The following is a 17,423-nucleotide window of genomic DNA, read 5'->3' on the forward strand; positions in this document are numbered from 1 at the left end:
CCGAAGCCATGATCGATCCTCGCGCCAACAGCCCAGAACGCATTGTGCCGCCGGCACCGCTGCCAGTAGTGAGCCGTCGCCGCCTGCTCAAGATCAAGGACGCATTCCCCATCCCCACCACCTGCAACTGCTGCAGCGGCAACCGCGTGCGCCTGGTGGAGAACTCCGAGATCTACAACGGCAAGTCGTTCGGTGAATGGCCTTACGCCTATCTCTGCATGGACTGTCTCGCCTACGTCGGCCTGCATCCTGGCACTGATCTGCCTCTGGGCACGCTGGCCACCAAGCCCATGCGCAATGCCCGCAACAGCAGCAAGGCCGTTTTCAACCGCATCTGGCGCGAGGGCCACATGAGTCGTGACGCCGCCTATGCCTGGCTTACCCGCCAGCTCGGCGTCCAGGCATCCGAATGCCATTTCGGCCTGTTCGATATCGAGCGCTGCGCCCAGGCCCAAACCGTCTGCCAGCAGTTCATGGCCACCGCCAACCGCCGCAAGGCCTGAGCCCAGGAGAACGCCATGCACCACGAAACAACACTCAACCTGCCGTCCCCTTCCTCGAAGGAAGCAGAGCGCCAGTGGCTGGCCGACAAGCTGGCCGAGTTTCAGGCCCGGGGCGCGCAGGCAATTGAAGCACCGATCGAGAAGCGCCCGCTGGTCAGCGGCCAGTGGCGCTCTTCCGACATGACGATCATCACCGAGTCCCGCCGCCACGAACAAGCCGCCAAGGCCCATCGCAAGGCAGGCGGTCGCCCCATCGGCGCCGTCGTCGTGGATAGCCCTGCCCTGGTCGAGCGCGCCCGCGCCATGGCCGGTCTTGGCCTCTCCAAGTACGCCACCGCCCGCAAGTTGGAGATCGGCACCGCGCGCCTCGAGCGCATGGCCACGACGCACGGTTTCCAGTTCGCCACCAAAGCCCCTAAAGCCGCCTGAGGAAAACGCCATGTGGTTCCGTAACCTGTTGATTTACCGCATCACACAAGCCATCGAGCTGGCCGCCGAAGCGCTGGAAATCGCCCTGGCCAGCAAGCCCGCCCGCCCCTGCGCCAGCCAGGAACTGTCGAGCTACGGCTTCGCCGCGCCACTCGGCAAGGGCGATAACGCGCCCCTGGTGCACGCCGTAGAAGGCATGCTGCTGATCAGCACCCGCAAGCAAGAACGCATCCTGCCTGGCTCGGTAGTGCGTGATGCGCTGAAGGAGAAGGTCGACGAGATCGAAGCGACCCAGATGCGCAAGGTCTACAAGAAAGAGCGCGACCAGCTCAAGGACGAGATCGTCCAGGCCTTCCTGCCGCGCGCGTTCATCCGCAAATCCAGCACCTATGCAGCGATCGACCCGGTCGCCGGCCTGATCTACGTCGACGCCAGTTCACCGAAGCGCGCCGAGGATCTGCTGTCGACCCTGCGCGAGGCCATCGGCTCGCTGCCGGTGCGCCCCATCACCGTCAAGATCGCCCCCACCGCCACCCTGACCGACTGGCTCAAGCAGCAGAAGGCGGCCGAAGGCTTCTTCGTGCTGGATGAATGCGACCTCCGCGACACCCACGCCGAGGGCGGCAGCATCGCCGCCAAGCATCAAGACCTGACCAGCGAAGAGATCCAGTTGCACCTGTCCACCGGCAAGCTTGCCACCAAGCTCTCCCTGGCCTGGCAGGACAAGCTGAATTTCGTCATCGACGACAAGCTGCAGATCAAGCGCCTGCGCTTCGAAGACCTGCTGACCGACCAGGCCGCGCAGGACGGCGGCGATGACGCCCTGTCCCAGCAGTCCGCCAGCTTCTTCCTGATGATGCGCACCTTCCGCGACTTCGTACCCGAACTGCTCACCGCCCTGGGCGGCGAAGAAGTGCCCACCGGTATCTGACCAGCCAGCAGCGAACAGGAAACCCATCATGCCAATCCGTCACAGCATCATCCATCTGATCGACAAGAAGCCCGACGGCAGCCCTTCCGTGCTGCATGCCGTCTCTCACGCACTTCCCGACTCGCAAGCACGCGACAACCTGCTGGCCGACCTCAACGACAGCTACAACGCAAAGCCCAAGGCCTGGGGCCTGTTCCACGAGGAATCTGGTGCCTATCCGTTCAGCGGTTGGCTCAAGGCCTACCTCGACGGCCAGCAGGACTTCACCGCCTTCAGCCGCCAGGCCGTCGAGCATCTGCAGAAGTTGATGGAGGAATCCAACCTGTCCATCGGCGGCCACGTCCTCTTCACCCACTACCAGCAGGGCATGACCGACTACCTGGCCATCGCTCTGCTGCACCACAGCGAAGGCGTGGCGATCACCGAAGACCTCGACGTCGTACCGGCCAAGCATCTCGACCTGACCCAACTGCACCTGGCTGCACGCATCAACATCAGCGAGTGGCGCAACAACCCGAACTCGCGCCAGTACATCTCGTTCATCAAGGGCAAGGGCGGTCGCCGCGTCTACGACTACTTCCGCGACTTCATCGGCTGCCAGGAAGGCATCGACGCCCCTGGCGAAACCCGCACCCTGCTCAAGGCGTTCAGCGACTTCGTGGAAAGCGAGGATCTGCCGGAAGAGTCCGCCCGCGAGAAGACCAACACCCTGGTCGGGTACGCCGCCAGCCAGGCCAAGCTTGGCGAGCCTATCAGCCTGGAAGAACTGGCCGCCCTGATCGACGAAGAACGCCCAGCAGCCTTCTACGACTTCATCCGCAACAAGGACTATGGCCTGTCGCCTGAAATCCCGGCGGATAAGCGCACCCTCAACCAGTTCCGCCGCTTCACCGGCCGCACCGATGGCCTGTCGATCAGCTTCGAAGCTCACATGCTGGGCAACGCTATCGAGTTCGACCAAGCGCGTAACCAACTGGTGATCCGCAAGGTACCGCAGCAACTGGCCGACCAGCTCAAGCGCGAGGTGGCTCGCCATGGGTAACTCTCGCACCGCTGACAAGTTCGTTGTCCGCCTTCCGGATGGCGTCCGTGCCCGTGTCGACGCTGCTGCTCAGCTCGACCACACCAGCATGAATACCTTCTTCGTGCAGGCGATCGAGGAAAAGCTGGCCCGCGCCAAGCGCCAGGAACTGCTGCTGGATGCCCTTGAGAAAGCGGTCGGTCAGGCTCGGGTGGAGGATCTATAACCATGAGCCTGACCAGCAAAGCCAAGACCTTCCACGTCTGCGTTGCCGTCAGCTACGTGATCGCCCGGGCGCGCCGACCGCGCGCCCTGGATGATCTGCTGAGCGAGCGCGGTACCGGTCGCCCAATTCCCGGCGAAGAGGCCGTAGCCATCGCCCTGGATTGCGCGCAACGAGGCTTCACCATGATCCCGAGTTGCGACCACCACGGCGAGCATGGCCAGTGCCTGGGCCATCCTGTGGAGACCTCGGCATGACAGTCTGCTATGAGAAGTTCCTGCGCGGGAAAATCCGCCTTGCCGACTTCGCAGGCTTCGAGGTTGACGATGGCGATATCAACCCGATCCTCAAGCCACACCAGCGCGCAATCGTGCGCTGGGCGGTTCGCGGCGGTTGCCGTGCGATCTTCGCCGCCTTTGGCCTGGGCAAGTCGGTCATCCAGATCGAGATTCTGCGCCTGATCCAGCAGCATGCCGGCGGCCAGGTACTGATCTGCATACCGCTCGGCGTGCGCCAGGAGTTCCGCCGCGATGGCGCAATGCTCGGCGTAACCTTCAGCTTCATCCGCTCCCCTGAAGAGATGGAGCCAGGCCAGGATTTTTACCTGACCAACTACGAGAGCATCCGCGACGGCAAGCTTGATCCGAACCTGTTTTCAGCAGTGAGTCTGGATGAAGCCAGCGTGCTGCGCAGCTTCGGCTCGAAGACCTACCAGACGTTTCTGGATCTGTTCTCTACCGTCAGGTACCGCTTTGTTGCCACCGCAACGCCCAGCCCTAACCGCTACAAGGAGCTGATCCACTACGCCGGTTTCCTGGGCATCATGGACACCGGCCAGGCGCTCACGCGCTTCTTCCAGCGCGACAGCACCAAGGCCAACAACCTGACGCTCTACCCGCACAAGGAGCGCGAGTTCTGGTTGTGGCTGAACAGTTGGGCGATCTTCCTGCAGCGCCCGAGCGACCTCGGTTTCAGCGACGACGGCTATGAGTTGCCGCCGCTGCAGGTGATCTTCCACGAGGTTCCGGCCAACCATGCAGCGGCAGGTACCGAACGCGACGGACAGGCCCTGCTGTTCAAGAACGTTTCGCTTGGCGTGCAGCAGGCCAGCGCCGAAAAGCGAGACAGCCTAGCCGGCCGCGTCAGCAAGATGCTGGAGATCCTGCAGGCCGACCCGGAAAGCCACTACATCCTCTGGCATGACCTCGAAGACGAGCGCCACGCCATCCAGCAGGCCTTGCCTCAGGCGGTCAGCGTCTACGGCGCCCAGGAACTGGACGCGCGCGAACAGGCCATCGTCGATTTCAGCGAAGGCAAATTCCAGTACCTCAGCGCCAAGCCGGTGATCGCCGGCAGCGGGTGCAATTTCCAGCGCCATTGCCACAAAGCCGTCTTCGTCGGCATCGGCTTCAAATTTAACGATTTCATCCAGGCGATCCACAGGATCCAGCGCTTCCTCCAGCAGCACCCGGTGGAGATTCACATCATCCACTCAGAGGCTGAACGCGAGGTACTGCGCACGCTCATGGACAAGTGGCGCCAGCACACCGAGATGGTTTCCAACATGACAGCAATCATCAAAGAGCATGGGCTCAACAGCCTTTCCATGCAGGACGTGCTTGCCCGCACCATCGGCGTTGAACGCATCGAGGTGAGTGGCGACCAGTTCCGTGTAGCGAACAATGACTGTGTGCTTGAGGCCCAGGCCATGGCCGAAAACTCGGTCGACCTGATCGTCACCAGCATTCCCTTCTCCAATCACTACGAATACACGCCTTGCTATGAAGACTTTGGGCATACCGAGGACAACGCTCACTTCTGGGAGCAGATGGATTTCCTGACGCCTCAGTTGCTGCGCATCTTGAAGCCAGGTCGAATCTACTGCTGCCACGTGAAAGACAGGATCCTGTTCGGCAATGTCACTGGTGCCGGCATCCCAACTGTCAGCCCCTTCCATGCCGAGGCGCTTTTTCATGGCATGAAACACGGCTTCGACTACATGGGCATGATCACCGTAGTCACCGACGTGGTACGCGAGAACAACCAGACCTATCGCCTTGGCTGGTCGGAGCAGTGCAAGGATGGCACGAAGATGGGCGTCGGCTCCCCCGAGTACATCCTGCTCTTCCACAAACCACAGACCGACCGCTCGAAAGGTTACGCCGACGAGCCGGTGCGTAAGGACAAAGCCGACTATACCCGCGCTCAGTGGCAGGTAGACGCTCACGCCTTCTGGCGCTCAAGCGGCAACCGCCAACTCACCGCCGACGAACTAGCCACCCTTGGCCCGGACAAGCTGGCGAAGGCCTTCACCGAATACAGCTTGGCCAACATCTACAACTATGAGTTTCACGTGCGTATTGGCCAGGAACTGGAACTGCGCGGCGCCCTTCCCTCGACCTTCATGTCTCTGGCACCTGGCAGCCACCATGCCGAGGTCTGGCACGACGTAAACCGCATGATCACGCTGAACGGACAACAGACCCAGCGCGGCTTGCAAAACCATGTCTGCCCTCTCCAGTTCGATATCGTCGACCGCCTGATCAACCGCTACTCCAACCCTGGCGAAGTGGTGCATGACCCGTTTGGCGGCCTGATGACCGTGCCTTATCGCGCACTGAAGCTCGGTCGCCGCGGTAGCGCCAGCGAACTCAACACCGGCTATTTCTTCGACGGCGTGCAGTACCTGCAGGCGGCAGAGAAAGACATGGCCATGCCCGACCTCTTCGCCCTGCTCGATGCCGAGCAGCAGGAAGGTGCGGAATGACGGAGCGCGCACCAATCGTCGTCGCCTACGGCGTGGGCACCAACAGCACCGCGCTGATTGTGGAAATGGTTCGTCTGGGTTTGCCGATCGACGCAATCCTCTGCGCAGATCCTGGCGGTGAGCGCTCGCGTACCTATGCGTATCGGGACATGTTCTCTGAGTGGCTTGTTCAACGCGGCTACCCAGCGATCACTGTAGTCCGCTCACCCAACGTCACCCTGGAAGAAGACTGCCTTCGTCGCGCATCACTTCCTGCGCTTTCCTACGGGTTCAAAACTTGTTCGCTTCGCTTCAAGCAAGAGCCGCAGACCAAATGGCTGAACCACTGGGAAAAGGCAAAGGAGGCGTGGGCCAACGGACTGAAGGTGGTGAAACTGATCGGCTACGACATGGACGAGCCACACCGCGGCAAGCCATTCGAAGACGACAAGTTCGTAAACAAGTATCCGTTGCTTGAGTGGGGATGGGGCCGCGAAGAGTGCGTGGAAGCGATCGCCCGCGCCGGGCTTCCACAGCCAGGCAAATCGTCGTGCTTCTTCTGTCCGGCGATGACCAAGCCCGAGATCCTGCAGCTTAGAAAGGAAGAGCCCGAGCTGCTGATCCGCGCCCTGAACATCGAGAGCACTGCGAAGGCCGCCGGCAACCTCAACAGCGTGAACGGCCTTGGCCGGCGCCTCAACTGGGGCGAGTTCGTCGAGCTCGCGGCCGAGGCAGAAGCCAACGACCCGTCCGCCTTTTTCCTGCGCCAGCAGGACTTCCCAACCCCTCCCCCGTGCGGCTGCTACGACGGTAGTGCACCGGACGATATCGCCAAGGAATCAGCCGAATGATCACCTACGGCTCAATCTGCAGCGGCATCGAGGCCGCAACTGTCGCCTGGCACCCGCTGGGCTGGCGGGCTGAATGGTTCGCAGAGATCGAGCCGTTCCCGTCGGCGGTGCTCGCCTACCGCTGGCCCGAGGTTTCCAACCTTGGCGACATGACCAAGCTGGCCCGCCAGGTGCTGGCCGGCACCATTACCGCGCCGGATGTGCTGGTGGGCGGCACGCCCTGCCAGGCCTTCTCTGTCGCCGGCATGCGCGCGGGCCTCGACGATCCGCGCGGCCAACTCACCATCAAATATGTGGAGCTTGCAGATGCAGTTGACCATGTTCGACCAGCAGGCGACGAGTGCATTGTCGTCTGGGAAAACGTCCCCGGCGTCCTCTCCGACAAAGGCAATGCGTTCGGGTGTTTCCTTGGCGCCCTGGTGGGCGAATCCGATGCGCTCCAGCCGTCAGGGGGAAAATGGACGGACGCTGGTTGTGTGTATGGCCCCCGCCGAACAGTCGCATGGAGGGTGCTGGATGCCCAATATTTCGGCCTGGCCCAACGACGCCGCCGTGTGTTCGTTGTCGCAAGTGCTCGAGCAGGGTTCGATCCCGCAGCGGTACTTTTTGAGTCCGAAGGCGTGCGCAGGGATCATCCGCCGCGCCGAGGCCAGGGGCAAGACCTTACCGGCCACGCTCCTTTCCGCCCTGCGCTCCAGTGCGGATGCGGCTGCACCTTCGACGAGCAGTTAGGCAGCTACGGCTGCCCGAACTGTGAGGGCGATGAAGGCCCGGCCGTAAGCGTCATTGCTGGCATACCGGCCTACGGCGGTCACAGCCTTGGCGGATCGGTAGAGCAGGCTGCAACCCTCACCGCGAAAGACACCCGCATGGATATGGAAAGCGAGACGTTCTTCGTTGCTCCGACCATAGCCGGCGGCGGTCAAAAGGCTGGCGGATACAGCTATGACGATATTCCTATCACAGCAGGTACCCTCACGCGCGAAGCATTCAGCGGAGGATTGGGCGGTAGACCTGAAGGAGCAGCGGCTGGCCATTTCATCGTGGCCGCCACCCTGGATGCCAGCTATGGGCGTTTACAAGGTTGCTCAGGGCAGGACGCAAACCACGGCCATAGCCATCTTGTGGTGCACGGCACGCAAGACCCCGACGTGCTCAACGATCAGGCGCACCCACTGGGCCGAAACCACGGCCAAGAAAACGCCGTTATTGCCTTCGACACCACCCAGATCACCTGCCCTACCTGCCGCAGCAATCCTCAGCCTGGTGATCCGTGCCATACGCTATCCGCCAGCCAACACCCACCAGCTCTGGTTTCTTCTGCCGTCCGCCGCCTCACCCCGCGCGAGTGCGAGCGCCTGCAGGGCTTCCCCGACGACTACACGCTGATCCCAACCTGGGACGGCTGGCGGAGGATGGATGCCGCCGAAACGCCGGAGCAATGCCTTGCTGACGGCCTTGATATCCGCCAGGCGAAGAAGAGCAAGCGCTGGTACGTCAAGGATGCCGACGGGCCTCGCTACAAAGCGATCGGCAACAGCAAGGCGGTGCCTGTTGTTCGCTGGATCGGCCGGCGCATTCAGCGCGAGTTGGAGCGTGCCCAATGAGCCGCCGCAAGCAGAACAGCGCCCAGGCATCAGAGCAGCCCTGGACTGCAGCACATTGCGCCGCACTCCAAACTGGTCGCCGCGCACCGGTAAAGCCAGGTGATCACGTCGGCAAGGAACTGGGTGGCGACTTCGATAAGCAGATCGCGGAGAAAGTGTTTCATGGAGGATCAGCCCTCTGGGTTGGTAACGCCCACAGTCTGCTGTCACGACCTCGACAGCTTCCTCTTGTGGGATTTCCAACCCAGTTTCAACGAGGCGCAACCCATCACCTCGAACGACTTTCCCATTTTCCGAAGGCGTCACGACCGGCGCCACGTCAAGCCATGAACACCCCTATCTACTGCCGCGAAACCGGTCTGCGCATCGGCGTATGCCCGTGCCCGCGGTGCAGCCAATCAAAGAAGGATCAGCAGCAATGAAGACCATGCAACTCGAAGAGTTCCGCCAAACCCTGAAAGGCCAGGGCGTGCCACGCGAGCACCTGGCGTTTCGCTGCCCCATGTGCAGCACCGTCCAGTCCGCGCATGACCTGATCGCAGCCGGCGCCGGCGCTGATTTCGACAGCGTCGAGAAGTACTTGGGATTTTCCTGCGTCGGCCGCTTCACCGGGGCAGGCAGCCCGGCTGGCACCAAGGGCAAAGGCATCGGCTGCAACTGGACGCTGGGCGGCTTCTTCAGCACCCACGAACTAGAAGTCGTGACCGAGGACGGCAAACACCACCCGCGCTTCGAGCCGGTCACGCCAGAGGAAGCGCAGGCCCACCAACAGGCCAAGGCCTGAAACCAGCCCGGCCGGACTTCCCTGCCCGATGCCGCCGGCCAGGCCAGTAGACCAACAGTATCCCACACCTGCGAGGTGACCTATGAACAAGCAATGCACGAACTGCCCAGGACACACGGATCACACTACGGCGGACTGCCCGGTGATGACCGAACAGATGAAACCCATCCATCCCGCGCATGCGGCGTTGCTCATGGGGAAACGCCCAGAGCCGTGCGAACCATTCGTGGAAGTCTCCAGCAAAGCACTATCGCGCCTGCTGGATGTTGTCGAGTTCGGCGACCAACTCGAGCGCGTCGAGAAAGACAAGCTGCTGTCCTCGATGAAGGAACTGCTGGCCATGGAGCAGCCCGACCTGTGGGTGGTTCACAGCGTAGGCCCTGGAGAACTGCACCCGATGATCTCCAAGGAAGCCGCCGACAGCCAGGCCGCCGAGTTGGCGGAAATGTTCAAGGAGCACGTCGGCAAGCTGGGGCTTCGCTTCGACGTCATCCGCTCGCCATTCACGCCGCTTGAGCACTTCGAGAGCCTGGCAGAAGAACTCACCGAGCATCGCGACAACCTGCTGCAGCATTGCAAGCATCTGGAAAACAAGCTGGCCGAAAAACTGGCAATCGAACTACCGATGCCGGTTATGCCTGAGCAACCAGAAGGCGCGATCGACGACAGTTGGATGGACGGCTACAACGCCGCACTTCGCATGCGCGAGCAGTGCCAACGCGCTATCCAGGCCGCTGACCTTCAAGACGTGAGCGGCCTGATCGAGGCACTGAAGTACTACGCCAATGGCGATCATCTGCTACTGGCTGATCCAGACGCTTGGGATACCTGTAGCGGCGAGCCGGTGAACTTCCTACACGATGAAGCAGGCACCGCCAGCGTTGAGGATGGATCGATCGCGAAGGCTGCCCTTGCCGCGCACCGCTCCGGCCTGGAGCCGGATCAACAATCCATGTCCGAACTGATCCGCAGGTACCGCATCGCCATTACTCCGGAGCACGAAGGCCAGTGGCATGCCGACCTTTACGGTAGCGAGGCCGAACCCCTGGCGCGCGCCGAAGGTGCCACGCCAGAGGCAGCGGTCGCCACTGTTGTAGCGCTCTACCAATCCCTGCAGGAGCAGCAGCCATGATCGTCGATGACGTTATGACCGACAAAATCACCCTGCACGGCCTGGGCTTTGTGCAGGTTCAGCTACCGGCCGACCAGCGTCTGCACGTCTGGCACCCTGAACTGCCGCGCCGCCACTGCTTCGAGCATTCGGCGATCCACAACCATCGCTTCTCGTTCTCGTCGCGCGTACTGGTCGGCGAACAGATCAACATCGAGTTCGACGCCACCAAGCTGGGCGACCCGACCCACGTCCTTTATCTGCACGAAGGGCCGCGCACTGCGCGCGGCGGGCGCCCATGGGTTACGGACGGCGAAGCGCGGATGATCGAGAAATGGCGTAGTTCCTGCCATCCCGGCTGCACCTACAACATGCGCGCGTATGACTTCCACCGAACCGAACCAGGTGGCGACGGCAAGGTGGCCACCGTCATGACCAAGACCTTCGAAGGCCAGCAAGGCGCGCACTCCACCTGCTTGATCGGCATAGACCCTGATGGCGATTTCGATCGCTACCAGTGGTCGCCGGCGCAACTGTGGGAAATCGTCAGCGATGTTCTGACCGGGAGCAAGCAGCCATGACCAAGAAACTGCGCTGCTACTTCGCAGGCCACCGGTACCCGGACGAATACCCCTATGTCGAGGCCTGCTTTGCGTATAGCCACAAAGAGGCAAAGCCCCTGCTGTGGCGCGACGGATCAGAGATCAAGGCCGTCTGCGACGGCCAGTACTTCGATATGTCGGTGAAGCACCAGCCCGAGCACGACGGCCTGGCTGCGAAGTACGGGATCACCAACCCCCGCGTTATCGGTGACGACAAGTTGCTGCGTGAAATGGGCTGGAGCATCGAAGGAGACTCACGCTGCGCCAACTGCAACCTGGCCGAGTATGACGGTGAATATCCGCTCTGCGAGCACTGCGACCAGTGCGAGGAATGCGGCCATCCGCACGACTGCCCGGAGCACGGCAAGGCTGTGGAGGTGTCGTGATGTGCCCAACCAACGATCCATCCTTCTACCGCCCCACCGTCTACGACTGGAACGCCACCTGCGATATCTGCCTGCGCCCTCGCAGTGCTGGTGGCCACCAGAAGTGCTCGAAGAAGCGCCAGGCCATGCGCCGGCAACAGGAGCGCAAAGCATGAACCCTCGCATCATGAAGAAGCTGAGCAAGCGAATTGCCGTGCATGCCGAAGCGCTGGGTTACAGCGTCGATATCGACGGGCCGTGCGCAGTCGAGCTGACCGAGAAAGGCACCAGCCGGAAAATCTCGCACCGAAACCGGTGGCGTGATCGCGAGTCAGTCCGCCTCGGCTCGATGCTCACCCTGCAGCGGACGCCTTTCTTCTGCTGGACAGATTACGGCCCGGATGGTGCAGAGGGTGATGGCGCGATTGCCTGGGAGCACATGCGCCATCTGGTGCGCAGCCGATTCGACGACCTTGCCAGGGACTGGTCGCACCCTTCGGCAGAACGTGGCGAGTGGCCTCCGTACATCGAAGGTAAAGCGCCAAGGCTTCCCCGGTCGACCCCCGAGGTTCTGCGAGCCATTGAGCATTACGCGCTCGTCGAACTGGAACGAAAGGCCATCAGACGCCTGGCCGCTCAACAGAGGCGCGCTGCATTCATCGCAGGTGACAAGCCATGAACTACCAACCCAAAGCCGGCCGTTGCCGTGCCTGCACCAAGCTCTGGGAAGACTGCAGCGCGCTACCCTTCCACACGATGCCTGTTCACAGCCATGACGGTACCGACGCGGTGGTGATCTGCAGCGAGTACGTCAAGGCGGACGGCCCAGCACCAAGAAACGAGCCACGGCGGATATACCTGAGCGGGCCGATGACCGGCCTGCCCGAGTTCAATTATCCGGCGTTTCACGCCGAGGCCGCTCGCCTGCGCGCCCTCGGGTACCACGTCGAGAACCCCGCCGAGAACCCGGCCCAGGATAGCTGGGAGGCATACATGGCCGTGTGCATCCCGCAGATGGCCACATGCGACACGATCGCCCTGCTACCGGGATGGTCGGAGTCGCGCGGAGCGCTGCGCGAAAGGCAGGAGGCGGTACGCCTCCGGATGATGATCATGCCGGCTGCAAAAATCATCGAGCCGACGAACGGCAAAATGGCCGAAAAGGCAAATGGTATGCCTATTGGTATGCCAGAATTTCAGGAAACCGCACCAGCCCAATAACGACAGGCCTCACAGGCGACCGTTAGAATCCTGTCTCTCGACCAAATCAGAAAACCCGCCCTAACCGGCGGGTTTTTTATTGCCCGGATTTTCTCAACGCAGAAAATCGGCCACCTGCGTACCGTCGAAGGGCCAGTCCAACTCCGCACCAGTGTCGCAGCGACGCAACACGGGAATGCGCAGGCCATAGCGTTCGACCATCGCCTCCTGCTCGGCAATATCGATCAGCTCGACCAGCAAACCATTTTCCACGAACGACATGAGAACGGCTTCAGCCACCTCGCAGAGGTGGCAACCTGGTGTACCTAGCAGTTGGCATTCCGGCGTCATGAGCGCAGCTCCGCATTGACTGGGCGCGCAGTCTAACATCGGTCAGATCAGCGCTCGTCAGGCTGTACCGGCAACAGCGACGAGAGGCCATCGAGCAGGCTGTTGTTGAGCGCGTCCGCCTTCTCCAGGCGCGGCAGATCGAAACGATCGTCGAGGGCGAAGCCTCCCTTGAGCAACTCCTTCAGCATGCTGCCGGCGTTGCCGGTCAGATCACTGGCACTGCGCAGCGCATCGAGCAGGCTCTGCGCATAGGACTGCAGATCGCCATTGACGGCGCTGCTGCCCTGCCCCGCCACTGCGCCATAGGCATCGGTTGCCTGACGCACACTGGTCTGGGTCAGACGCAGCGACATGGATGCCAGTTGCTCACCATCCATGTTCAGCGACATGGCGCGGTCGAAGGCACCAGTGAGGTCACCGGCATAGAACTTGTCCGAAAGCTCCTGCACCTGGCCGAAGAGTTTCTCCAGTGCCTTGACCTCGTCGTCGTCGAGCTCACCCTCGACATCCACCTGCCAACCGCCGATGCGCAAGCTGCCGGACTGGCTGCTGGCCGACACCACACTGCTACGGCCATCACTGGCGGCCGACACGCTGCTCTGCGACCAACTCGCCGAAGCCTGCGCCACGGAGATGCGCAGCTTGTCACCGTCGCGCGTGGTCACCTGCATGTCGAAGGTTTCTGCCAGGGCACTGAAACGCTCGCTGTACGCCGCCGCAGCCAGCGAGCCGGAGGTAGCCGGCGCAGCCTCCTGACCGAAGCGTTTGCCGAGATCATCGAGCCCGTTCTGAATCTTGCCGTAGGTGGCGTCGACATCGCTGGCGACCTGACCTTTCAGCACGCCCATGCCATCAAGAATCTTGCGCGCATCGGCAAAGCCCTTCTCCACGCCCTCGCGCGCTTGACTCAAGAGCTTGCCCAGCTTGTCCGGATCGGCTCCAGCGGCAGCCTCGCTCTGCAGACGCTGCTCGACGAAGCCGAGAACCCGCTCGGCCACCTTCTCGGGGCTGTAATCCGCCTGCTTGCCGCTCAGCGCACCCGGTTGCAAGCCCAGTTTGTCCGCCAGGCGGTTGGCCAGCGTCGCCTGTGCATCGGCACTGGCCGTGCGCGCAGCCTGAGCTTGGCCGAGCTGAGCAAAGCGCGAGGCGGAAGGATTGAGTGAGCCCAGAGTGTTCATGGCGGCAGTCCCAAGAGAAGGTCTGCCGGGGTTAACGGCAGCCAGGAGGCAGACTTTAGTCGAGGCTGACCAACGGTCGCGAAGCCGATAGTGCCGCCTAGACCGCTCGGCATGGTTGAAGGAAAAGCGGCACGACTAAAGTCTTACAGTCGCCTCGTCATGCAGGTGCTTTATTTCATGCGCCGTAACCGAATGGTCACAAAAAGACCAATGACAATAATAATGAGGAGACACCCACACCATGAGCAAGACGCCCCTCGCCCGCGCCGTGGCCTTCGCCACATTGGGCGCCAGCTTTGCCCTGCCCGGCATGGCTCACGCCGACTTCATCGGGGACAGCAAGGCCTCCCTGGAACTGCGCAATTTCTACATGAACCGGGACTTCCGTCAGGATCTAGGCCAACCCAACCCGCCCGCGGTGACCGGCAAGAGCCCCACCGAGTACCGCAGCAAATCCGAAGAGTGGGCACAGGGCTTCCTGCTGCGCTATGAGTCCGGCTACACCGAAGGCACCGTTGGCTTCGGCGTCGATGCCATCGGCACGCTGGGCCTGCGCCTCGACTCCGGGCGAGGCACCAGCGGCACCGGCCTGCTGCAACTCGACCGGGAAACCGGCCGAGCCCAGGACAGCTATGGCGATTTCGGCGTGACCGCCAAGGCCAAGGTATCCAACAGCACGCTCAAGCTCGGCACCCTGATGCCCAAGCTGCCGGTGGTCATGTCCAACGACTCACGCCTGCTGCCGCAGAGTTTCCAGGGCGGCTGGCTGAATTCGGCGGAACTCAGCGGGCTGAACGTCGATCTGGGTCGGCTCAACCGGGTCAACCAACGCGACTCGTCCGATCACGAGGTCATGCTCGTCACCAACAGCCGTAACGCCAGCACCGGCGCAGGCGGTGCACGCAACATCACCTATCGCGGCGGCACCACCAGCGACGAATTCAACTTCGGCGGCCTCAGCTACAAGTGGAACGACAGCCTCACCACCAGCTACCACTACGGCGCGCTGGACAACTTCTACAAGCAACACTACCTGAGCGCGGTGCACGTATTGCCATTGGGTGACAAGCAATCGCTGAAGAGCGACCTGCGTTTCGCCCGCTCGACCGATGATGGTTCCAGCAACGTCGACAACAAGGCCCTTGGCGCCATGTTCACCTACAGCCTGGGCTACCACAGCTTCGGCCTGGGTTATCAGAAGATGAGCGGCGACACCGGGTTCGCCTACATCAACGGTACAGACGCCTTCCTGGTGAACTTCGTGCAGATCAGTGACTTCGCCTTCAAGGACGAACGCTCCTGGCAGGCGCGCTATGACTACAACTTCGCCGGTCTCGGCATCCCCGGCCTGAGCCTGATGACCCGCTATATCAGCGGTGACAACGTCGACCTGGGCGCCAATCGCGACGAAGGCAAGGAATGGGAGCGCAACACCGACATCACCTACGTGATCCAGGAAGGCCCACTGAAGAACCTGGGCATCAAATGGCGTAACGCCACGGTACGCTCCAGTTTCGGCAACGATCTGGACGAAAATCGCCTGATCGTCAGCTACACCCTGCCACTGATGTAAACGCCGCACTCGCACAAAGGCCCGCTCGGCGCAGCGGGCCTTTTTCATGGCAGTGGACTAAGCTCGGGAAACCCCGGAGGCGCCGCAATGGAACACAACTATCAACCGCTGGCCTGCGATCTCTACGACCATCTGGAGATCGCCTGCATGCACCGCTATCGGCTGCTGATCGAACTGGTCGACGGCAACAGCCTGCTGGGCCAGGCCCTGACCACCGAAACCACGGCGAGCAAGGAAGAGTACCTGCACGTGCTGACCAGCAGCGGCGAGCAGCGTTTGCGCCTGGATCGAATACTGGCCATCACCCCGCAGGATGCCGGCGCCCGCTTTGGCCGCGTGCTGCTGAACCGCCCTGGCTGCTAAAGCGCACTCACCACATCAGATCATCGGGTATCTGGTACGCGGCGTAGGGATCGTCGGCATCCGGCGTCTCGACATGGGTGTTGAGCAGGACAATGCGCGACGGGTCGCGCTCCTGGATCTTCACTGCCGCCTCACGCGGAATCACCTCGTAGCCACCACCATGGCGGACGATGGCCAACCAGCCATTGGACAGTTTGTTGCGCATCAGCGCATTGACCGCCAGGCGCTTGACCTTCTTGTCGTCGACAAAGTTGTAGTAGTCCTCGCCTTGCAGCTTGGGCAGGCGGGAGCGCTCGATCAGTTGCTTGACCTGTGCGGCGCGCGCCTTCTGCTCGGCCTTTTCCTGCTGCTGGCGGTTCAGCTCCTGATCGCGAGCAGCCTTCTCGGCCTGCGCCTGCAGAGCAGCCTGGCGGGTGGAGTCGTCCAGTTCGGCCTGGCCCTTCTTGGCCAGACGCTGTTGTTTCTGTTGCTGCTTGCCGGCCTGCTTGGCCTGTTTTTCATTGACCAGGCCGGCTTTGAGCAGCTGGTCGCGCAGGGAAAGACCCATGACTTAACGATCCCACACTTGATTCAGACCGGGCGGCGCCAGGGGCGCCACCATGAAAGGTGCCCAGCATAAGGGCTAAGACGCCGGGGCTCCAGTACGGAAGCCAGCCCATGGCCCGCTCAACAGCCGGGCGCCTGCTTTTCCTGCTTCTTCGCTTCGCCCCAGAGGGTATCGAGCTCTTCCAGCGAACAGCCTTCCACGCTGCGGCCCGCTTCACGCACCCGCTGCTCGATGAAACGAAAGCGTCGCTCGAATTTGCCGTTGGCCGCCCGCAATGCTGCCTCCGGGTCGACCTTGAGGTGGCGCGCCAGGTTGGTGACAACGAACAGCAGATCGCCGATTTCCTCCGTCACCGCCTCGGCATCGTTCTCGCTCATGGCTTCGAGCACTTCATCCAGCTCTTCGCGCACCTTGTCCACAACCGGCAAGGCTTCGGGCCAGTCGAAGCCGACCTGCGCCGCGCGCTTCTGCAGCTTGGCGGCGCGCGAAAGCGCCGGCAGCGCACTGGGCACGTCATCGAGCAGCGACAGTTGCTCGGGCGCAGCGGCCTTCTCGGCACGCTCCTCGGCCTTCAACTCTTCCCAACGCTGCTTGATCGCAGCCTCTTCCAGCTTCGCCGCATCCGGCGCGCCGTACAGGTCGCCATCGGGGAATACATGGGGATGGCGGCGCACCAGCTTGGCAGTGATGGCGTCGACGACACGGGCGAAGTCGAAACGCCCTTCCTCCCGCGCCAACTGGCTGTAATAGACCACCTGGAACAGCAGGTCACCCAGCTCGCCCGGCAGGTGTTCGAAGTCGTCACGCTCGATGGCATCGGCGACTTCGTAGGCCTCTTCCAGGGTGTAGGGTACGATGCTCGCGTAGGTCTGCTTGAGATCCCAGGGGCAGCCGTATTGCGGATCACGCAGGCGCGCCATCAGGTGCAGCAGGTCGTCGAGTTGATACATAAGAGCTCCTGAGCGGCATGCCGCACGCTGCAAGTGCAGCGCTCATGCGCTCTCTCGCAGCTTGCGGCTTGAAGCTTGCCGCTGGCAA

At 62.2% G+C, this 17,423-nt stretch carries 23 protein-coding genes; 19 read left to right on the forward strand and 4 right to left on the reverse strand.

What is annotated here, in order from left to right; translation table 11 throughout:
- Positions 1 to 8: 8 nt before the first annotated feature.
- From VC352_RS08600 to VC352_RS08680, 17 genes are all read left to right on the forward strand, one after another.
- Positions 9 to 503 (forward strand): zinc-finger-containing protein, encoded by a 495-nt coding sequence (locus tag VC352_RS08600; protein ID WP_322979163.1) that lies wholly within the window; start codon positions 9 to 11, stop codon positions 501 to 503.
- Positions 504 to 518: 15 nt separating this feature from the next.
- Entirely contained in the window at positions 519 to 932 is a 414-nt protein-coding gene (locus VC352_RS08605; protein WP_322979164.1) for a hypothetical protein, read from the forward strand.
- A 10-nt stretch (positions 933 to 942) separates the two neighbouring features.
- Positions 943 to 1,863, forward strand: coding sequence for a recombination-associated protein RdgC (gene rdgC, locus VC352_RS08610; RefSeq protein ID WP_322979165.1), 921 nt, complete (start codon positions 943 to 945; stop codon positions 1,861 to 1,863).
- 28 nt (positions 1,864 to 1,891) lie between these two features.
- A complete protein-coding gene (gene yejK / locus VC352_RS08615; protein WP_322979166.1) occupies positions 1,892 to 2,905 on the forward strand; it encodes a nucleoid-associated protein YejK in 1,014 nt (337 codons plus the stop codon).
- Entirely contained in the window at positions 2,898 to 3,110 is a 213-nt protein-coding gene (locus VC352_RS08620) for an Arc family DNA-binding protein (RefSeq protein WP_322979167.1), read from the forward strand. Before yejK ends, VC352_RS08620 begins: the two co-directional genes overlap by 8 nt.
- Positions 3,111 to 3,112: 2 nt before the next feature.
- Complete coding sequence (locus tag VC352_RS08625) at positions 3,113 to 3,364, forward strand: hypothetical protein (RefSeq protein ID WP_322979168.1); 252 nt, start codon at positions 3,113 to 3,115, stop codon at positions 3,362 to 3,364.
- Positions 3,361 to 5,874, forward strand: a complete 2,514-nt coding sequence (locus VC352_RS08630; RefSeq protein WP_322979169.1) for a DNA methyltransferase — start codon at positions 3,361 to 3,363, stop codon at positions 5,872 to 5,874. Before VC352_RS08625 ends, VC352_RS08630 begins: the two co-directional genes overlap by 4 nt.
- The gene (locus tag VC352_RS08635) at positions 5,871 to 6,704 is read left to right on the forward strand and encodes a phosphoadenosine phosphosulfate reductase (RefSeq protein ID WP_322979170.1); all 834 of its coding nucleotides are present in this window, start codon (positions 5,871 to 5,873) and stop codon (positions 6,702 to 6,704) included. Before VC352_RS08630 ends, VC352_RS08635 begins: the two co-directional genes overlap by 4 nt.
- Positions 6,701 to 8,311: a DNA cytosine methyltransferase gene (locus tag VC352_RS08640; RefSeq protein ID WP_322979171.1), complete on the forward strand. Its 1,611-nt coding sequence runs from the start codon at positions 6,701 to 6,703 to the stop codon at positions 8,309 to 8,311. The genes VC352_RS08635 and VC352_RS08640 overlap by 4 nt, the downstream gene beginning before the upstream one ends.
- Complete coding sequence (locus VC352_RS08645) at positions 8,308 to 8,733, forward strand: hypothetical protein (protein ID WP_322979172.1); 426 nt, start codon at positions 8,308 to 8,310, stop codon at positions 8,731 to 8,733. The genes VC352_RS08640 and VC352_RS08645 overlap by 4 nt, the downstream gene beginning before the upstream one ends.
- Positions 8,730 to 9,095, forward strand: coding sequence for a VVA0879 family protein (locus tag VC352_RS08650; RefSeq protein ID WP_322979173.1), 366 nt, complete (start codon positions 8,730 to 8,732; stop codon positions 9,093 to 9,095). The genes VC352_RS08645 and VC352_RS08650 overlap by 4 nt, the downstream gene beginning before the upstream one ends.
- Positions 9,096 to 9,240: 145 nt before the next feature.
- The gene (locus VC352_RS08655; protein WP_322979174.1) at positions 9,241 to 10,227 is read left to right on the forward strand and encodes a hypothetical protein; all 987 of its coding nucleotides are present in this window, start codon (positions 9,241 to 9,243) and stop codon (positions 10,225 to 10,227) included.
- Positions 10,224 to 10,787, forward strand: coding sequence for a hypothetical protein (locus tag VC352_RS08660; protein WP_322979175.1), 564 nt, complete (start codon positions 10,224 to 10,226; stop codon positions 10,785 to 10,787). Before VC352_RS08655 ends, VC352_RS08660 begins: the two co-directional genes overlap by 4 nt.
- Positions 10,784 to 11,194: a hypothetical protein gene (locus VC352_RS08665; RefSeq protein ID WP_322979176.1), complete on the forward strand. Its 411-nt coding sequence runs from the start codon at positions 10,784 to 10,786 to the stop codon at positions 11,192 to 11,194. The genes VC352_RS08660 and VC352_RS08665 overlap by 4 nt, the downstream gene beginning before the upstream one ends.
- Entirely contained in the window at positions 11,194 to 11,349 is a 156-nt protein-coding gene (locus tag VC352_RS08670; RefSeq protein WP_322979177.1) for a hypothetical protein, read from the forward strand. Before VC352_RS08665 ends, VC352_RS08670 begins: the two co-directional genes overlap by 1 nt.
- Positions 11,346 to 11,852, forward strand: coding sequence for a hypothetical protein (locus tag VC352_RS08675; protein WP_322979178.1), 507 nt, complete (start codon positions 11,346 to 11,348; stop codon positions 11,850 to 11,852). Before VC352_RS08670 ends, VC352_RS08675 begins: the two co-directional genes overlap by 4 nt.
- Positions 11,849 to 12,394 (forward strand): DUF4406 domain-containing protein, encoded by a 546-nt coding sequence (locus VC352_RS08680; protein WP_322979179.1) that lies wholly within the window; start codon positions 11,849 to 11,851, stop codon positions 12,392 to 12,394. Before VC352_RS08675 ends, VC352_RS08680 begins: the two co-directional genes overlap by 4 nt.
- 93 nt (positions 12,395 to 12,487) lie before the next feature.
- On the opposite strand, the gene VC352_RS08685 is transcribed toward VC352_RS08680, so the two are convergent.
- Both VC352_RS08685 and VC352_RS08690 read right to left on the reverse strand, forming a co-directional pair.
- Positions 12,488 to 12,724, reverse strand: a complete 237-nt coding sequence (locus VC352_RS08685; protein WP_322979180.1) for a glutaredoxin family protein — start codon at positions 12,722 to 12,724, stop codon at positions 12,488 to 12,490.
- Positions 12,725 to 12,771: 47 nt separating this feature from the next.
- Positions 12,772 to 13,902: a DUF5610 domain-containing protein gene (locus tag VC352_RS08690; protein ID WP_322979181.1), complete on the reverse strand. Its 1,131-nt coding sequence runs from the start codon at positions 13,900 to 13,902 to the stop codon at positions 12,772 to 12,774.
- Between the two features lie 241 nt (positions 13,903 to 14,143).
- Here VC352_RS08690 and VC352_RS08695 point away from each other — a divergent pair, with 241 nt between their 5' ends.
- Together VC352_RS08695 and VC352_RS08700 are read left to right on the forward strand one after the other, a co-directional pair.
- Positions 14,144 to 15,475 carry an OprD family porin gene (locus VC352_RS08695; RefSeq protein ID WP_322979182.1) on the forward strand — a complete coding sequence of 444 codons (1,332 nt, stop codon included), beginning with the start codon at positions 14,144 to 14,146 and terminating at the stop codon, positions 15,473 to 15,475.
- 87 nt (positions 15,476 to 15,562) lie between these two features.
- Positions 15,563 to 15,838, forward strand: a complete 276-nt coding sequence (locus VC352_RS08700; protein ID WP_322979183.1) for a Rho-binding antiterminator — start codon at positions 15,563 to 15,565, stop codon at positions 15,836 to 15,838.
- Between the two features lie 7 nt (positions 15,839 to 15,845).
- On the opposite strand, the gene VC352_RS08705 is transcribed toward VC352_RS08700, so the two are convergent.
- Positions 15,846 to 16,385, reverse strand: coding sequence for a DUF2058 domain-containing protein (locus VC352_RS08705; RefSeq protein ID WP_322979184.1), 540 nt, complete (start codon positions 16,383 to 16,385; stop codon positions 15,846 to 15,848).
- Positions 16,386 to 16,504: 119 nt separating this feature from the next.
- Positions 16,505 to 17,335 (reverse strand): nucleoside triphosphate pyrophosphohydrolase, encoded by an 831-nt coding sequence (gene mazG / locus VC352_RS08710; RefSeq protein WP_322979185.1) that lies wholly within the window; start codon positions 17,333 to 17,335, stop codon positions 16,505 to 16,507.
- Between the last annotated feature and the right edge of the window lie 88 nt (positions 17,336 to 17,423).

Source organism: Pseudomonas sp. C11 (assembly GCF_034683865.1).
Lineage (GTDB): Bacteria > Pseudomonadota > Gammaproteobacteria > Pseudomonadales > Pseudomonadaceae > Aquipseudomonas.

Excerpts from the sequence above, each read along its gene's own strand:
- VC352_RS08670 (WP_322979177.1), top strand. The coding sequence starts at position 11,194 with ATGTGCCCAACCAACGATCCATCCTTCTACCGCCCCACCGTCTACGAC.
- VC352_RS08705 (WP_322979184.1), bottom strand. The coding sequence starts at position 16,385 with ATGGGTCTTTCCCTGCGCGACCAGCTGCTCAAAGCCGGCCTGGTCAAT.
- VC352_RS08665 (WP_322979176.1), top strand. The coding sequence starts at position 10,784 with ATGACCAAGAAACTGCGCTGCTACTTCGCAGGCCACCGGTACCCGGAC.
- VC352_RS08630 (WP_322979169.1), top strand. The coding sequence starts at position 3,361 with ATGACAGTCTGCTATGAGAAGTTCCTGCGCGGGAAAATCCGCCTTGCC.
- VC352_RS08620 (WP_322979167.1), top strand. The coding sequence starts at position 2,898 with ATGGGTAACTCTCGCACCGCTGACAAGTTCGTTGTCCGCCTTCCGGAT.
- VC352_RS08625 (WP_322979168.1), top strand. The coding sequence starts at position 3,113 with ATGAGCCTGACCAGCAAAGCCAAGACCTTCCACGTCTGCGTTGCCGTC.
- VC352_RS08650 (WP_322979173.1), top strand. The coding sequence starts at position 8,730 with ATGAAGACCATGCAACTCGAAGAGTTCCGCCAAACCCTGAAAGGCCAG.
- mazG (WP_322979185.1), bottom strand. The coding sequence starts at position 17,335 with ATGTATCAACTCGACGACCTGCTGCACCTGATGGCGCGCCTGCGTGAT.
- rdgC (WP_322979165.1), top strand. The coding sequence starts at position 943 with ATGTGGTTCCGTAACCTGTTGATTTACCGCATCACACAAGCCATCGAG.
- VC352_RS08700 (WP_322979183.1), top strand. The coding sequence starts at position 15,563 with ATGGAACACAACTATCAACCGCTGGCCTGCGATCTCTACGACCATCTG.
- yejK (WP_322979166.1), top strand. The coding sequence starts at position 1,892 with ATGCCAATCCGTCACAGCATCATCCATCTGATCGACAAGAAGCCCGAC.
- VC352_RS08645 (WP_322979172.1), top strand. The coding sequence starts at position 8,308 with ATGAGCCGCCGCAAGCAGAACAGCGCCCAGGCATCAGAGCAGCCCTGG.
- VC352_RS08695 (WP_322979182.1), top strand. The coding sequence starts at position 14,144 with ATGAGCAAGACGCCCCTCGCCCGCGCCGTGGCCTTCGCCACATTGGGC.
- VC352_RS08690 (WP_322979181.1), bottom strand. The coding sequence starts at position 13,902 with ATGAACACTCTGGGCTCACTCAATCCTTCCGCCTCGCGCTTTGCTCAG.
- VC352_RS08600 (WP_322979163.1), top strand. The coding sequence starts at position 9 with ATGATCGATCCTCGCGCCAACAGCCCAGAACGCATTGTGCCGCCGGCA.
- VC352_RS08675 (WP_322979178.1), top strand. The coding sequence starts at position 11,346 with ATGAACCCTCGCATCATGAAGAAGCTGAGCAAGCGAATTGCCGTGCAT.
- VC352_RS08685 (WP_322979180.1), bottom strand. The coding sequence starts at position 12,724 with ATGACGCCGGAATGCCAACTGCTAGGTACACCAGGTTGCCACCTCTGC.
- VC352_RS08680 (WP_322979179.1), top strand. The coding sequence starts at position 11,849 with ATGAACTACCAACCCAAAGCCGGCCGTTGCCGTGCCTGCACCAAGCTC.
- VC352_RS08660 (WP_322979175.1), top strand. The coding sequence starts at position 10,224 with ATGATCGTCGATGACGTTATGACCGACAAAATCACCCTGCACGGCCTG.
- VC352_RS08640 (WP_322979171.1), top strand. The coding sequence starts at position 6,701 with ATGATCACCTACGGCTCAATCTGCAGCGGCATCGAGGCCGCAACTGTC.
- VC352_RS08605 (WP_322979164.1), top strand. The coding sequence starts at position 519 with ATGCACCACGAAACAACACTCAACCTGCCGTCCCCTTCCTCGAAGGAA.
- VC352_RS08655 (WP_322979174.1), top strand. The coding sequence starts at position 9,241 with ATGACCGAACAGATGAAACCCATCCATCCCGCGCATGCGGCGTTGCTC.
- VC352_RS08635 (WP_322979170.1), top strand. The coding sequence starts at position 5,871 with ATGACGGAGCGCGCACCAATCGTCGTCGCCTACGGCGTGGGCACCAAC.